At 35.0% G+C, this 14,498-nt stretch carries 21 protein-coding genes and 1 pseudogene; 8 read left to right on the forward strand and 14 right to left on the reverse strand.

Translation table 11 applies throughout. The features are described from left to right. Positions 1 to 46: 46 nt before the first annotated feature. From NY607_RS00600 to NY607_RS00615, 4 genes are all read right to left on the reverse strand, one after another. Entirely contained in the window at positions 47 to 544 is a 498-nt protein-coding gene (locus NY607_RS00600; RefSeq protein ID WP_259418925.1) for a P-loop nucleotide/nucleoside kinase family protein, read from the reverse strand. Positions 545 to 742: 198 nt separating this feature from the next. After that, entirely contained in the window at positions 743 to 1,648 is a 906-nt protein-coding gene (locus NY607_RS00605; protein ID WP_259418926.1) for an NAD(P)/FAD-dependent oxidoreductase, read from the reverse strand. 442 nt (positions 1,649 to 2,090) lie between these two features. Beyond that, positions 2,091 to 2,438, reverse strand: coding sequence for a CPCC family cysteine-rich protein (locus tag NY607_RS00610; RefSeq protein ID WP_259418927.1), 348 nt, complete (start codon positions 2,436 to 2,438; stop codon positions 2,091 to 2,093). Between the two features lie 214 nt (positions 2,439 to 2,652). Further along, positions 2,653 to 2,877, reverse strand: a complete 225-nt coding sequence (locus NY607_RS00615; RefSeq protein ID WP_048393782.1) for a hypothetical protein — start codon at positions 2,875 to 2,877, stop codon at positions 2,653 to 2,655. A gap of 190 nt (positions 2,878 to 3,067) precedes the next feature. On the opposite strand from NY607_RS00615, the gene NY607_RS00620 reads away from it, so the two are divergent. Continuing rightward, positions 3,068 to 3,421 (forward strand): hypothetical protein, encoded by a 354-nt coding sequence (locus NY607_RS00620; protein ID WP_131520006.1) that lies wholly within the window; start codon positions 3,068 to 3,070, stop codon positions 3,419 to 3,421. A gap of 395 nt (positions 3,422 to 3,816) precedes the next feature. On the opposite strand, the gene NY607_RS00625 is transcribed toward NY607_RS00620, so the two are convergent. From NY607_RS00625 to NY607_RS00640, 4 genes are all read right to left on the reverse strand, one after another. After that, the gene (locus NY607_RS00625) at positions 3,817 to 3,993 is read right to left on the reverse strand and encodes a hypothetical protein (RefSeq protein WP_193767305.1); all 177 of its coding nucleotides are present in this window, start codon (positions 3,991 to 3,993) and stop codon (positions 3,817 to 3,819) included. 108 nt (positions 3,994 to 4,101) lie between these two features. Next, positions 4,102 to 5,067, reverse strand: a complete 966-nt coding sequence (locus tag NY607_RS00630; protein WP_259418928.1) for an alpha/beta hydrolase — start codon at positions 5,065 to 5,067, stop codon at positions 4,102 to 4,104. 48 nt (positions 5,068 to 5,115) lie between these two features. Beyond that, complete coding sequence (locus NY607_RS00635; protein WP_259418929.1) at positions 5,116 to 5,523, reverse strand: hypothetical protein; 408 nt, start codon at positions 5,521 to 5,523, stop codon at positions 5,116 to 5,118. Between the two features lie 16 nt (positions 5,524 to 5,539). After that, complete coding sequence (locus tag NY607_RS00640; protein WP_131520004.1) at positions 5,540 to 5,875, reverse strand: hypothetical protein; 336 nt, start codon at positions 5,873 to 5,875, stop codon at positions 5,540 to 5,542. A gap of 224 nt (positions 5,876 to 6,099) precedes the next feature. Here NY607_RS00640 and NY607_RS00645 point away from each other — a divergent pair, with 224 nt between their 5' ends. After that, complete coding sequence (locus tag NY607_RS00645) at positions 6,100 to 6,222, forward strand: YjcZ family sporulation protein (protein WP_081456919.1); 123 nt, start codon at positions 6,100 to 6,102, stop codon at positions 6,220 to 6,222. Between the two features lie 160 nt (positions 6,223 to 6,382). Continuing rightward, positions 6,383 to 6,589 carry a hypothetical protein gene (locus NY607_RS00650; protein WP_131520003.1) on the forward strand — a complete coding sequence of 69 codons (207 nt, stop codon included), beginning with the start codon at positions 6,383 to 6,385 and terminating at the stop codon, positions 6,587 to 6,589. 36 nt (positions 6,590 to 6,625) lie between these two features. Here the strand turns inward: NY607_RS00650 and NY607_RS00655 are convergent, their stop codons facing one another. Continuing rightward, positions 6,626 to 7,510 carry a gluzincin family metallopeptidase gene (locus NY607_RS00655; protein WP_131520002.1) on the reverse strand — a complete coding sequence of 295 codons (885 nt, stop codon included), beginning with the start codon at positions 7,508 to 7,510 and terminating at the stop codon, positions 6,626 to 6,628. 134 nt (positions 7,511 to 7,644) lie between these two features. Between NY607_RS00655 and NY607_RS00660 the strand changes: the two genes are divergently transcribed. After that, entirely contained in the window at positions 7,645 to 8,283 is a 639-nt protein-coding gene (locus tag NY607_RS00660) for a hypothetical protein (RefSeq protein ID WP_237900580.1), read from the forward strand. Between the two features lie 471 nt (positions 8,284 to 8,754). Next, positions 8,755 to 9,165 carry a DUF3888 domain-containing protein gene (locus NY607_RS00665; protein ID WP_131520000.1) on the forward strand — a complete coding sequence of 137 codons (411 nt, stop codon included), beginning with the start codon at positions 8,755 to 8,757 and terminating at the stop codon, positions 9,163 to 9,165. Positions 9,166 to 9,580: 415 nt separating this feature from the next. Here the strand turns inward: NY607_RS00665 and NY607_RS00670 are convergent, their stop codons facing one another. Together NY607_RS00670 and NY607_RS00675 are read right to left on the reverse strand one after the other, a co-directional pair. Then, the gene (locus NY607_RS00670; RefSeq protein ID WP_237900578.1) at positions 9,581 to 10,579 is read right to left on the reverse strand and encodes an HAAS signaling domain-containing protein; all 999 of its coding nucleotides are present in this window, start codon (positions 10,577 to 10,579) and stop codon (positions 9,581 to 9,583) included. Continuing rightward, on the reverse strand, positions 10,566 to 10,916 hold the full coding sequence (locus NY607_RS00675) for a PadR family transcriptional regulator (RefSeq protein WP_048393791.1): 351 nt from the start codon (positions 10,914 to 10,916) through the stop codon (positions 10,566 to 10,568). Before NY607_RS00675 ends, NY607_RS00670 begins: the two co-directional genes overlap by 14 nt. 589 nt (positions 10,917 to 11,505) lie before the next feature. On the opposite strand from NY607_RS00675, the gene NY607_RS00680 reads away from it, so the two are divergent. Then, positions 11,506 to 12,015: a YwhD family protein gene (locus NY607_RS00680; RefSeq protein WP_131519998.1), complete on the forward strand. Its 510-nt coding sequence runs from the start codon at positions 11,506 to 11,508 to the stop codon at positions 12,013 to 12,015. 11 nt (positions 12,016 to 12,026) lie between these two features. Then, entirely contained in the window at positions 12,027 to 12,263 is a 237-nt protein-coding gene (locus NY607_RS00685) for a DUF362 domain-containing protein (RefSeq protein ID WP_131519997.1), read from the forward strand. Between the two features lie 102 nt (positions 12,264 to 12,365). On the opposite strand, the pseudogene NY607_RS00690 reads toward NY607_RS00685, so the two are convergent. From NY607_RS00690 to NY607_RS00700, 3 genes and pseudogenes are all read right to left on the reverse strand, one after another. Then, positions 12,366 to 12,512, reverse strand: a pseudogene (locus NY607_RS00690) (ABC transporter permease); the annotation flags it as partial. A gap of 378 nt (positions 12,513 to 12,890) precedes the next feature. Then, on the reverse strand, positions 12,891 to 13,514 hold the full coding sequence (locus NY607_RS00695; RefSeq protein ID WP_259418930.1) for an HAD family hydrolase: 624 nt from the start codon (positions 13,512 to 13,514) through the stop codon (positions 12,891 to 12,893). 15 nt (positions 13,515 to 13,529) lie between these two features. After that, positions 13,530 to 13,925, reverse strand: a complete 396-nt coding sequence (locus tag NY607_RS00700) for a pyrimidine dimer DNA glycosylase/endonuclease V (protein WP_048393800.1) — start codon at positions 13,923 to 13,925, stop codon at positions 13,530 to 13,532. Between the two features lie 77 nt (positions 13,926 to 14,002). Between NY607_RS00700 and NY607_RS00705 the strand changes: the two genes are divergently transcribed. Beyond that, positions 14,003 to 14,464, forward strand: coding sequence for a GNAT family N-acetyltransferase (locus NY607_RS00705; RefSeq protein ID WP_131519994.1), 462 nt, complete (start codon positions 14,003 to 14,005; stop codon positions 14,462 to 14,464). Positions 14,465 to 14,498 lie beyond the last annotated feature (34 nt).

Raw genomic sequence — 14,498 nt, forward strand, 5'->3', positions numbered from 1 at the left:
TAGGCGGTTTAGTTCAGCTAATTTTTTCTGTTGCTAAAATTCTGTGTTATTCTTTCCCACTAAACTCCCATATATTTAAACCCTCAGAAGCTTCTGGTGTTTCAAAAAATTTAGTAACTTCAATAAACGTCGCTTCCGTGTCAAAAGCTGCTCTTTCGGGTTGTTCGTTACGCCTTTGCGCAATTTGACGCAAGCATTGCTGGTTATTTAAATTAAGGTAGATTAGTTGATGGTTTGCATTGACGCCTGACGCTATATCCAAAAACCACTTTCGCTGTTTTTGAGTGTTACCTGGAAAATCCATTACTACATGCGTACCAACACTCAATATGTCTTGGACATGCTTTTTCACCATCGGCTTGAGCTGTGCCGATAATTTTAAATAGTCCTCAAATGATGTGATTTGATTGGGATAAAGAGAGGAAAGCCATTCATCCTCAGATAAAAGTACCGCATTTTTTTCTTTAGCCAATTGTTTTGATTTTGTTGATTTTCCTGCTCCCATTTTTCCACAGAAAAAATATAGAGTCCCCACTTGTTTCATGTTTTTCTTCCCCCGAGCTTTTTTTATTGGTTTTAGTTGTTACCCTACCTTGTAAAACTATAAGTTTTGGAACAAGAAAAACGGATTCTACAAGTAAAATCCGTTCTTCGTCATTTCTTATAGTAACTCTAACACAATATTGAGAATACATTAGCTGATATGTTTTGCTAAGATCCTATTCCAAGTGTTATGACGTCATCAAAAGCGTTCCATCGTTAAATCAGTATTTACTGAAACAGCAGCTTTATTACCTTTGGCAGCTGAAATCATTAAAGTGGAAGGTTTAGATCTTTCGGTTTCCCCTGCAATATATACATTTTTTTGAGTTGTTCTACCAACACCATCTGTTATGACTTTTCCATCTTCGTCAATATCACAGCCAAGCTTCTCAGCAAACTGATTGGGGCGATAATAAGAGGGGGCCACAAATCCACCCGACCTTATAATGGTGGCTCCTGATTCAAACTCTATTTTTTGCAAGTACCCATCATTACCTATGAGTTCTTTTACCTTTTCTGATATTATTTTGATATTGTGTTTTTGTAACTCCATCTTACCTTCTTTAGATAGGTGAGCTCCATTCGTTAAGACAACCAAATCCTGTGACCAATTATAAATCAACTTAGTCAAATGCAGTACATGCTCTTCTTTTTCTGCCATCACCACTAATGGCCTATCCTTTTGCTCCCAGCCATCACAATACGGACAACTAAATAGACTTTTTCCATAAAACTTTCTTATACTTGGTATAGTAAATATTTCTTGAACACCGGTGGCGAGGATGATTTTTTCTGAAACAAATTCCTGACTCGTAGATGTTTTGACAGTAAATCGCTCATTACCTATATCCTTTATAATTTCAGTAACTGTCGCATTAAGATAGGAGACGGACGGGTAATTCACCAACTCTTTTAACGCTAATTCTTTAAATGCTTCTGGTTTTATCCCATCACGCGTAATAAATCCATGTGACGCCTGTGTCACTCTATTCCTATTTGTCCCATCATCCATTAATGCAATATTTCTCCTAGCTCTTCCTAAAGTTAAGCCAGCACTTAACCCAGAAGGACCTCCGCCTATTATGATACAATCAAGAACAGTCATTTTTACCTCCGTATTGATTTGCTTTCTTTTGAATTGTAATTTGCATTCGAGAACTACATTATTTCCTACATCATGGATTTCCATTCTTTACACACTAATAACGCGAAGTTTTTGTTTATTTCGTATTAAAAAAGACGCATTCCTTTTTAAAGAAATGCGCACAATTGTGGTAGATTTTTTCAAGATAAATTTGATAATAGTTGTTCAATAGCTTCCTGAGTCTTTCGGGTATATATGAATCAAAACATAAAGTAACAACACAATATTTTTTATGTGAAGATCCAGATGAATACGAGCGCTGTTCCTTATTGCAAAATCGCGCCCGAATCTTGAACAATTTAAAACCGTTGATTTCTGTTTCAGACGTACGCATTCTGGAGGGTTTGCTTCGCTCCTCCCATAGTCGCTGTTTTCCACTCCAATCAACTTTAAATCTGCTTCTTCATTTTGTTGGATATTCATATTTTTTTGGTTGTCTGCAAGACTTCTTTAACATGGGCAATACTGCCCCAAAACTTTGATAATTTTTTCTTGCTTCAGTCAATGTTAAGCCATGGTTTTGGTCACTTGCCTCAACATTACTTTGAATAAACAAATCTATCTCCCAAAAACATACGGGGCAAATATAAGCAAGGGCATCGCCATTGTTCGGAATTGTAATAAACTCGCAGCAAGGGCATGGTGAATTTCCAACTACTATATCAGATTCAATGTCATGTTCGCAGTTAGTTGTATCATCGTAGTTTATGTTTGGCATGAATTTATTTGTCTTATTTTCTTCGTTTTTCATTTTTGAGAAACCTCCTGGTAAAGTCCTTCAAATTCTCTTTACCTAAGTTCTGGAACAACAATCTTTCTCTTTTCATTTTGATAAAATATTATGAGTTTAAAATTGTAATCTCCTTATTACTGAGCATTCATTTAGCCATCAACGAAGGTCAAAATTAGCATGTCTCCATAGACAATGAAAGATGATTAAGTACCTTCAGGGGAGTTTAATTTCGTTATTTGCGAGTTAAAGGTGTTTCTGGTCTATTAGAGCAATATTTGCAAGTAGGGTCACTACATTTTGATTCAGTCCAACTATTACAATTAGGACAAAAATAAGAATCAAAATCATCGTAATATACTAAATTATATTTGCATTTAGAACATTTATCTTGTTTAATTTCACCATAAAATTCAAAATCATCTATCATCACTTTGCCGTAGCCTTCGGTTATTTTCATAAATAACCTCCTTGAAACTATTTAATCGATAATTGTGTAATTAATAACTATTATAACATATATTATCCATACATTTTTTTAAGTATATTACATTTATTTTCAACACTCTACTTCGTTATATGAATAAATAAATGTGCAAAAATTTTTGAATTATTGATAAAATCAAACCATTAATCTATTGGAGGACATCATGAACACGAAACAATTAAATGAGCAATTTTATGCGAAGAGAGAACTTGTTGGTACTGTCGATCATTGCCTATGTGAGGATTGTATTTTTTATGCGGAGCAAATTATGAAAAATAATACGCTTGTCGAGTTTTTACATACTAAAGGCCTTGATCCACGAAAAGCTGATGAAGTTTGGTGTTACATGGAGAAAGATGGATATAAACATTACACGATTGATTTTTTTGAAGTGTATGCAGATAAAGAAGAAACGCATACTTTTGGCAACGCAAAAATCACATTTTATGTCAACATCTACGCTGAAAAAGAGCAGCTTCCATATGTATGCACAATAGATGCTGTTTTTAAAATGTAGTGTAACTTTAAAAATCTCCAAAGCATCGTTTTCGAACCTTTCGTTAAAGAATGTTATTCAGCAATCTGGCCCTGTTTGTTGGACGCAAGTCAAACAAAGCTCTTCAAACTAAACTACCATTGGTCTTTAAGTTAAGGTTAAGACTTTGTTAGTTGAAGCGTATTTAAGACATGACATTATTTTATTAATTTTTCCCCTAGTAAAACTTCATAGAGATTTTCTGAATCTTGCTTTGTTAATTTCACATAATTATCACTATCCGTAACAATTTCTAAATTTTCACCATTTTGGCTAACCCAAAGCGATTTCGCTACTGTTCTTAAATGGAAATTGAAATTGGTAGTCAGCATAGCGTGCCATTTCTATTTTTTTATTTATCCAATTAGCATTTTCCACTATTTCAATCGCTTTTTCCACTTGTTTTTTTGATTGACTTCTTTAAAGTCTTCAAAAATATTTTCTTCACCAGTTCGTTTCTGTACAGTTATTTTTTGTCCACCCATTTCATTCAAACAACCCGAAGTAACTAACAAAACAGCTAGTAGGGAAAAAAATAATATTATTTTTTTCATGTGGCCTCCTTATATATTACTTTCTTATAGTACTAAACTACTCCGTTAGTTTAATAAAGAAAAAAGAGCTGCATTTGCAACTCAATATTAGTTAATTAATGCGCTCCGCTAGTAACGATGTAAACTTTCTATAAAGGCCTCTGATTCCTCAGCTATTCGCTCATAGTCAATACTATGAATATAGTGAGATGAATCTAACTCTATCAATTTACCTTTATCAATCCTATTAATAAAGTCATTTTGAATTCCATTCCACTTTTGATTGTCAAAACCAGTCCCCACACCATTCGATGAAAACAAAAGCATAGGCATGTTCGGGATTCCAGCTTCTTTGACTTTTTTCGCATTTGCTTTTATATAATCTATTTCATTAACCATATCTTTAGTCAATGTTCTTCGATAAAAAATTACTTTATACAACACTTTCTCTTCATCTGTTAAATTCCCATATTTTATTGCATCACTTTCCGATAGATTTGGAATCCATCTGGTCAAACCAGTCTTAGCAGTAAAAGCACCTAATCGAACGAGGAACATATTGATAGATACTTCTTCATATACAGCAGGAACAGCCATATCTAATCCAATAATAGCTTTTATTTCATCAGGGTAATCTTGCGCCCATTTCAAGGCTTCAATGCCAGACATCGAATGCGGGAGTAAAATATATGGACCTTCAATTTCTGATTTAAAAAGTGCCTCTTTTGTTTCAGCTAGAATTGTATCAATATCTCGGTCAATATCTGTGACTTCGCTAAATCCATAACCTGCTTTTTCAACAACAACAATTTTATATTTATCGCTTAACAAAGTATAAAGTGATTTAAAATCTAATGCAGGTGAGCTCGTACCACCACCAGACATAAAAACAAGTGTATCTTCTCCTTTTCCTTCTGTATAAACGTGCATTTGATGACCATTAACTTCTACAAGTTGCCCAGTTGGAACAAATCGTACCTCTTCTTTTGATAATTGTATTTTATGATTAATAAAACTCAAAGTAAGAATCAACACAAATAATGAAATGATAATTGTAAATATAATTAACATAATGCGTTTAAATCCTCTTTTCATATTTCTCACCTATATCCTGCATTTTATACACAATCCAGTTTCGGTCCTTTAACACCTGTAATATTTCATAACTGCCTGAATGGTTAAAATGAAACTAATGACCGTCGATAATAAAAGCTCCATTGCTTCATGCTGATTCCATATCAGCCCATATCGCATGAACAAATAAAAGCAGCTTGCCAATGCATGGCAGGTAAATAGACTTCCCCAGATCACTGCCTTTGATCTTTTATAAGCATTACTCCCCCTTAAATACTTCATATAGTAGAAACAAACAGCACCTATTCCTATAATGAACAGTGAGGTCTGCGCAAAGGATGTTGTCACAGTCATCGCTTCTTCATGCGGCATATCCACATAGAGAAGGTTTCCAAGGTGAATTATGTTAAAGCTCAATAGACAAATTACCACATATAAAAACAATAGCCATTCGGCAGTTATCATGAACCATTTCATTGTTGCCTCTACCATCCTAGTCTAATAACCTTGTATTCTCTTTATTTTCTATATATCTACAAAAGGGACAATAATGATCTCTCGCTATGAAGATCGCACGGTACATTTCTGACCAAGGAATGGTATCTTCACAGCTATCACATTCTACATAGAGATCAGGTAATAAACCCTTATCTAACAAAACATCCCACTGTGTGTTGGTTAATTGATCAGGTCCATTTTTTATAATATCTATAATGATTGCCAATACTTCCCCATCATAAATTCGATTTGACTTCACTAATTCTGTTAAATAAGCCATACATTCGGTTGGTTCACTTATGATTTTTTGCTTTAGCTTTTCCCGTAGCATGTAACGCCCACTTTCTTTTCTAACTTCACTTGTAAATCTAACACTACTCTCTAATTATGTAAAAAAATAAAAATTAAGTAAATAAAAAACCTTCTTCTACAAGAATGTTTTCAGCATTTTTTAGAACCATAGGGTAAATACCATTTCTCCTTTCTGCAAGCATACATATTATAAGTTGTAGAAAGGAGGGATTTTCAGTGGGATACAATGGAAACGTAGGTAACATGAACAACAGCTGCTATTATGGCGGCGACTCTGGCGGTGGCGGCTATTACGGTTCAACATTCGTATTAATCGTCGTTCTGTTCATTCTTTTAATTATTGTTGGCGCTTCTTTCATGTACTAATCATCCCAATTAGCACCTAACCCTTTTACAGACTCCTAAGTTCTGTAAGGTCATACTAGCTATTTTATTAGGGTCACTTTACCAGCCTAGTGACCCTTTTCCTTTTCAGACAATCGTGCGATAATCAAATCTGAAATGGTAAATTTGAGGTGAATTTTACATGATGAGAGTAATTAAAGCATTGTTAGGCATTGCATTGATTATGGTTGGCCCTATGTTGATTGTCATTACGGTTGACGATACTGTATTTCTCAAAAATATATTATTAAGAATCATTGGTGGTCTGTTCATTTTACTGGGCGTTCATTTATTACATAGACAGTTTCATCCGAATTCATACACAAGTAAACCCACGAGCTCCGAATAAAGAGCACTTGGGTTTACTTGAATAATTTAGAAAATATTATTCATTGGCAAAATATTTTGGATCTATTTGAAGAAGAGTTGTATTCATATCATAAAAGAATCCCGATTTTAACTTTTCCTCATGCGTAAATCCTTGTTGTTGTTGAATAAATGCTAACCATTCCTTTTCTAACTCACTACTACTCTTCCCGTAAACTTCCTCTAATTTTTGCGCTAGTTCTTTCTCGTTGTATATATGTTCAAACTTTTCGAGTCCGTAGGTATCAATTAAGAATTTAACAAATGATGCCGCATGCGTGTAGCTCATCTCCATCATGACTCGATTCTGTTCTTCACTTGAAAGTGCTGGGCGAAAATAGACATCATCTTGATTTGGATCAATTAACTTACTAATAGGAATTAACTTATCTGAATCCAAATAATGCTTCATGAATTTTTCAAAGGAAAATTGTTCTTTTTTCCCATATTGCTCCTCCATATAACTTGCAAAACCCTCTTGTGTAAAATAGCCATGGTCTGATCCAAAATTGTTGCCATAGCCAAGTAAAGAATGGGTCATTTCATGGACAAGTGGATAGGAATCTTCTTGAACGCCAACTAGTTCGATTTTCGATGCAAGCCCCCAGGATAGACCGTCTTCCTTAAACCATACGTTTATGTGCTCGGATGGCGTGTAGGAAGTATGTATAGAAGCCTTTATGTGGTCGTATGCTGTTACAATTTCATCCTTTATAGCCTCTACTTTTTCTGGTGGAACACCAATCTCATTCTTAATCTCAAAGGTTATTTTGCCATCCTTTGTGACCACAATATTTTCATCGTTTTGCTCTTCCTGTATTTGGTCTTTAGGTTGAACGGTTTCTGCTGTACAGGCTGTTAATAGCAATGTACAAAGAAGGATTGTGCCTCTCCATTTAGCCATAATTACCTCCTAAAAAAGTATTTTCCAGTTTATACGAAATTTAAAATCCAAAAGTTTCATTTTTAAAAGAAAAATAGGGAAAATTAGACAAAATTATTTATAATGTTAGTAGACATGGCAAAAAGGAGGTCGCAATGAACAAAAGTACGTGTATTCATTACAATCCACGCTATGGCTGGGATTTAAATAGTGATGCAAATTTAGAAATGCGGTTATTTGCCAAAGCACAGCGTAGACAAGTAACTATTCTCAGCTATGGATGTGACTTAGATCATCACACCATTAAAAAAATTGCTCGGCACTACCTCACTAGGAAAGAATCTGACGAAGCCGAAGAAACATTAGAAATAAGATATGATACATATGATGCTAATTCAAGTAAACATGAAGAAAGTCAATACTATTGGAAAACCTCTTTCATTAGTGAAAGAACATTAGCTGCTTTCCTACAAGCGCTACGTCGATTATCTGGTACACATATTCACTGTGAATTTAATGTGCGGGGACATTTTGAAGTAAGGATAAATGGTGTGGAATTTTCTACACGTGTATTAAAAGCCCTTGATTATCCATCTATGTATAAGGAAGATTTAATCGGACGCTATCTTTTATTTATTGATACAGAATCACCTGACAATGAAATAATACGTCATAAAATACACTTGCTCCCTAAAGAGCTGCAAAGTCTTTCTCTTCCCTTAGATAGTTCACAGCTCCAATGGCAACTATTAGTAAAGGACTGGATAACAGCCATTCTTCGCTATGATGCGTAAATTTTAGCATATGCAAGATGATGGTCTATAAAACCAAGTAATCTTATCATATAAATAGAAGTAGTGTTAAACAGATTCGTTTAACATGGCACCTCCCGATTTGTTACTAAGGGGCACTTCTATCCGTGCCCCTTCTATTTTTTGCCTATTGCACACGTCATCGCCATCCAATATAAAATTAATTCGTTATGATGGGACGTAGATTTATGTTAGAGGTTATTTTAAATTTTCTATCGAATACCTATGTTGGTCAAAATATAGAAGGCTCCGACAAAATGATTGGTTCCACACCATTTATTATGATGAACCGTATCACTCCTTATTTTTTGTCAATCGTCATGTCAGAAAATATCTTCAATTGTTTGTATAACCTATACTCGAACACTTTTACTTCAATCATACATACTTCATTCCATAAAGGTAACAATACAATGCATTAGGGAAAGATCACAAAGAGGTGTTTGGAAGAAAATGAAAAAGATTTTACTGTTTTTTATATTCTCCCTTGTACTAATTACTTCATTTCAAACCATACCCGCTTCAACAGCTGAACTAACACAGGATTCTAACGAGCTGAGATTGCAGGATATGCTCATGCTTTTGCTTACTCCTTATATTGACGAAGATTTGACCAATTATTATTCAAAGATTAGAAAGGATGTTTCCCCTCATATTACGCCTTGGAAAATTGAAGTAATTGATACAAAAAGAAATCATTTCCGAGGCTTTCAAATGCAAATTACATTTGAAATTGAACCTACGGATGGCGGACAATGGATTCCTATTGGAAAGGATCGAATGACCTATGAAATTTCTTCAGGACCTGATGTTAAATTGATTCATCACACACATCTCAAAACGTATAAATATCCGCCTGAATAATACCTTCTCATTAAAATCATGGGCTTGTCCCTTTATTGAATGTCATGCGATTTTTTTATCTGTGAATCATAAAAGCACCCCATCAAAGCTTGTCTTACTTTGATGGGGTATTTCATCGTAATACTAAATTTCGCTGTTCCTAGACGATCTATTTATTTTCTATCTCTTATTTCTTCTAGTATTTCTATTATGCGATTGTTTTACCTTTCAATCGATTTTAACTTTCTCTCTATTATGCTTGAAGAGAAAAACACAATTAGTACAATTGCTATTCCAATTAGTAAATCCATTTTAATTCCCCCACTGTTTATTTATGTAATTTCACTTCATCCTACATAGATTTCAAAAGAAAAAGATGGCTCTATACGGAGGCCATCTTTAAGTAAAGTATCCATGGTTGATAAACAACGATGAATTAACGGATTCGAGCCTTGCGGAAGCCGTCGAATATACTGATTGTCGCAGATACAACAAATATAATGATTATGCCGCCAATTAGCCATATTTCAAATTGCTTAGTAGAGGTGGTAAATAAATTACTCATGTACGCGATACTTTCTTGGTTCATAAAATTCGGATTACTTACTATCACAATGAATACAACGGTTGCGAAAAGCTCCACAATTGTATTAAAGATTGCCACCTTTTTCGTCCATTGCCCTTTCAGTAGTTTGTAGAGAGCTAAGCCAATTTCGAGAGCAATGACAACGATCACAATAGGCCAATAATGAAGTAAAACATCCTGATTTAAAGCTGGCATTACGAATTCGAGACCCTCTCCACCATCTTCATATATACCTAAAAGATGATTTGCATAAAAATAAAAAGTTGCCCAAATGGCCGTCCACATTAAATAGCCAAATACTTCAAGCTTGGTAATTGCCTTTTTCTTAGGAATATAAATGACGGTTTTCAGATCTTCGGGAGTCCATTTTTTAAGACTTGCTGATAATGGATGCTGCTCTTTTCCTTTATCAGTACGTTCCAAAATGACGAATACGACCGTTAGCCAGAAAAAGACATGTATGCCTACTTCAATGATTCTCCATATTCCTTCACCCATCATATTGAGGACAGCATTCATAACCGCCTCTTCCCCGCCAAAACTAATAAAATATTCAGCAATCATTGAGATTACCGCAATGACAGCGGCAATGGGAATAATCATTTTTAGTAACGAGAGGTATACATCAAAATAGCGAGGGCCGATTAAATGCATTGGTTGATCACGATAACCGCTCGCTAACGCCGCTGGATTCCCTAACTTTTCCAGCACTTCCTTTACATCATGCTCATTGTAATCATCAGGCAGCATATCCCCAATGGTTGATCGTAACTCAAGTGCGATATCCTCACGATTTTTTTCAGGGAGCCTCCGCGTGACTTCTTGAATATAAATTTCAGTCAGATTCATCTTTATCCTCATCTCCTTTTAGTAGCTCATAAAGTTCTTTTGAATTATTAATCCATTCTCGTTTCAATTGCAAAAAGACGTCTAATCCAAATTCACTTAAGACATAATACTTGCGGGGTCTACTCTCAGAGGTTTCCCAGCTACTTGTCACTAACTCTTGTTTTTCTAAACGGCGAAGCAATGGATATAAGGTACTTTGATCGATGTTAATGCCCGAATCTTCCAATAATTGAACAAGTGAATATCCATACTGCGGTGTTCGTAATTGACTTAAAACGGCTAATGTCAGTGTTCCTCTCCTAAGTTCTGTCATTAATGAATTCAGTAACGTACTCATTCACTCACCTCAATTCCACTTACTATATGATATACACTGTATAACTTATACTATGTATCGTACACTATTATTGTTACAACAACAAGCAATTTTTTTCCTTTATAGAAAAAATAGCTGTTTTCAGGAGTCAGGAGTCTTAGTTCCTTTTCAGCTGCTTGGTTTCTACCAATTAAAACGGAATGGCAAAATTTATAGCAACAACCTTCTGCTAATTAAAGGTCCAATCACTGTATTATCGTTAAATTTCCAATACATAACATTTCAGACATTAGTCTGAAGACAATCATTGATGTTAGACGTTATATTGTATTTATACTTTTTAACGATAAAAGTATGAGGAAAAATCCTAGACAACCATTACGTATAGAAAAAAATTACTACTAAAACGTTCAAGTATCTTAATTTATAAAACTATACGTAATGTGTTTGTTAGATTTGTACTTGAAAAATTACCAACAGGTAGAACATCTTGTACAACGTAGCGTACAGTGATGTTTTTTTTATGCGTTTTGCTATGAGCAAAAACTGTATGTTCAGACCGATTAACTATTTATTAATAAGGAAATACAAATGTGTCGAGGTGACTTCTATGAAAGAGAAAATGCATTTTACAATTTTAAGTAACGATTCAACTGACGGAGATGGAGGTTACGGAGTAGGTACCCTTGATCTAAATAATGTAACGTCAATTATTATAGATTGTGAAAAAGAGCACGTGTTTATAGATTTAGAAGCCTTACACGGACGAAGTAAAATTGAAAAAAAAGTTCGTTTTTCACCTGATCTAGCTCATGCTAGTAGCGATTATTATCGTTATTGGATAGTTTGGGTAGCGATTCAGGTTAATCAAAATGGCCCCTATTATGCGGGATGTACCGCAAGTGAAGTACGGGTATCAAAAGAAGAACGTCGTATTAAGCTTGGCTATAAATCTTTGCCAGAGCAGGTAAATTTTTTAGATAAGGCACTGAAAGGGAAATTTCACTTGCAGCATATGGATAGTCATTCAAAAAGGCTACTTTTTCAGTTTTTATCTGAATTTAATGAAGCGTATTGGAAACACTCACCCGAAGAATTAAAACACCAGTTGTCTGTATAGGAGGATTTATAATGGCATTTGTAATTACAGAATTATGCAGGGATGAAAAAGCGGCTGTCTGTTTGGATGTCTGTCCAGTAAATTGCATTGTTATGACAGATACCCAATATGTAATTGATCCAGATCTTTGCATTGATTGTGGAGCTTGTGAATTAGTTTGTCCAGTAGAAGCGATTTATTTTGAGGATGATTTGCCTTCTGACTATCAGTCAGCAACCCTTCTAGCACGAAATCATTTTCGAAATTAGCATGGTCTTTATCCATATAGATTGAATAGAAGCGAGAACAAGTCGATTTCCTATACAATAAGAAATCGACTTTTTCGTATGGCTTATTTAATAATGACGAATTTAGCCTAACTGGCGTTTAAATTGTTTAATGGCGAAAAAATATGCGATGACCATGATGCCGATGCTCCACATAAGAGCGGGCCAGATATCATTACTAACAGAGACTAAAAGAAAAACCTTGCTTTGAATCGATAAAGTCTGTTTGTTCAATAAAGTAATAAGGGCTACCTCGCAACTCAATGTTACCTTTTCTGCTTTAGAAACATTCTTTATAAAATCTTTAACTATGTGTTGAATAATCGTATCATTAACTTTTTCATCCTTCGGAAAAATTACTGATGCAGACCTTTTTTAAATTACCACCTGTTCTTATGCTAGTAAATCCTATCATTTGTATATCTATTTATCCATAGCAGGTATCGTGTGGGTCATTACTTATCTAAAAGCAAAAAGCTTACGCTCGATTATTTTATCCCATGTGAGTGTAGATTTAAGGAATTTGACTGTCTTAACCTTCTTAACTATTTACCTTCCTCATAGGCAAAGATGGTGTGAAATCTAGGACACCATCTTCTATTTTTCATGCTACTTAACGATTGCTAAAATATCCTTTGGCTCATAAAAAACGTAATCTGCCTCCTCAAAGCCAATGGTGGATTTGGCTCCCCAATGGGCAAGGGCAAATTTGGTGCCTGCTTGCTTTGCGCATTGGAAATCATAGATAGAATCACCAATATAGATGGCCTCTTCTGGTGCTACCTGTAATGCGTCCAGACATTTTAACAGCGGCTCTGGGTGTGGTTTATGCTTTTCCGTATCACTGGCACTTACAATATGCTGGAAATACTCACTTAACCCAAACGGCTCAAATTCATCCACTACCTCTTGCGCTGTTTTAGAAGTGACAATCCCTAATTGTAGTGGCTTTGTTGCAAGGTGCTGAATAACTTCCTCTAGACTTTCGAAAACAGCCACTTCATGTGAAAAATCCAGCACAGCCGCAGACCATTTCTGATGCACAGCCTCTATGTCATCCACGTTAAGCCTCTGCAATGCATCTTTTCCTGGGATGCCTAAAGCAAATCGTAATGCCTCAAAGGGATAGTCCTGTTGTGTTTCTTCTCGTAAGGTTCTTTGCAATGACTGTAAAATCGCTTGCTCCGTATCCAAAATCGTTCCATCTACATCAAATATAATCGCTCTTAACATGTATAACCCTCCTAGTTAAAGCACGTTATTTATATATGTGCATAATTGCTGATACAATTCCTCTTCATAATCCTTCTGGCCTCTTATAAATTTCTCCTTTAAATTATAAAAACATATTTCAAGATATTCCTGATTATGATGCTGTTGAAAGGGTCTCCTATCCTTTACTGGGCCCAAACCCTTAAAGTAGTTATTCTTTTTTTCGTAGGTTCGAATTTGATAACCCCGCTTCTTCATTTCATCCATGACTTTTTCTGTATACAAATACAAATCTTCTTTTGGGTATTCGTATATATAATTAATCAGTATATGCTGATCCTCTTTCGCAAATATGCTATTTAGCTCTCTCCACTGCGACAGTAGTTGTCCTTTTGGTAGATACGCAATTAAATCTATATGCCATAACCTCATGCGCCTTCTCCTTTCTATTAATCAACCATTAGTGTAAAATATTACTTACTATGATACTAAACTGACGGAGGGATAGTATGGAAATAAAAACTGCAACGCTCGATGAAATTCCACAAATTGAGCGTTTATACCAAGAGCTTTTTTTAGAGATGTCGATTCTTCAACCTAAATATATCAAACCTGCCAAACAAGATGCCAACTTTATCAGGTTTACGATCATTGAAGATGATTCAGATATTTTAATCGCAACATTCGAGAACGAAGTAGTAGGCTTTTTGCTTATTAAAGAAACGACGACCCCACCCTATACTTGCTTGGTTGAACACAAATATGCTTTTATTGTGGATGTGATTGTTGGCAAGCGTTACCAAAATAAAGGAATTGGATCTGCTTTATTAGAAGAAGCGAAAAAATGGGCAGCCTATCGTCACTTGGACTATCTGGAGTTAAATGTATTGACTGAAAATAAAGGCGCTAAATCCTTATATGAAAAACACGGATTCAAGGATACGAACCAGACGATGCGCTTAGAATTTTAAGTATGTGATGAGAAAGAAGGGATTTCAATGGAAG

Origin of the sequence: Lysinibacillus sp. A4, assembly GCF_024919535.1 — a bacterium.
GTDB lineage: Bacteria > Bacillota > Bacilli > Bacillales_A > Planococcaceae > Lysinibacillus > Lysinibacillus capsici.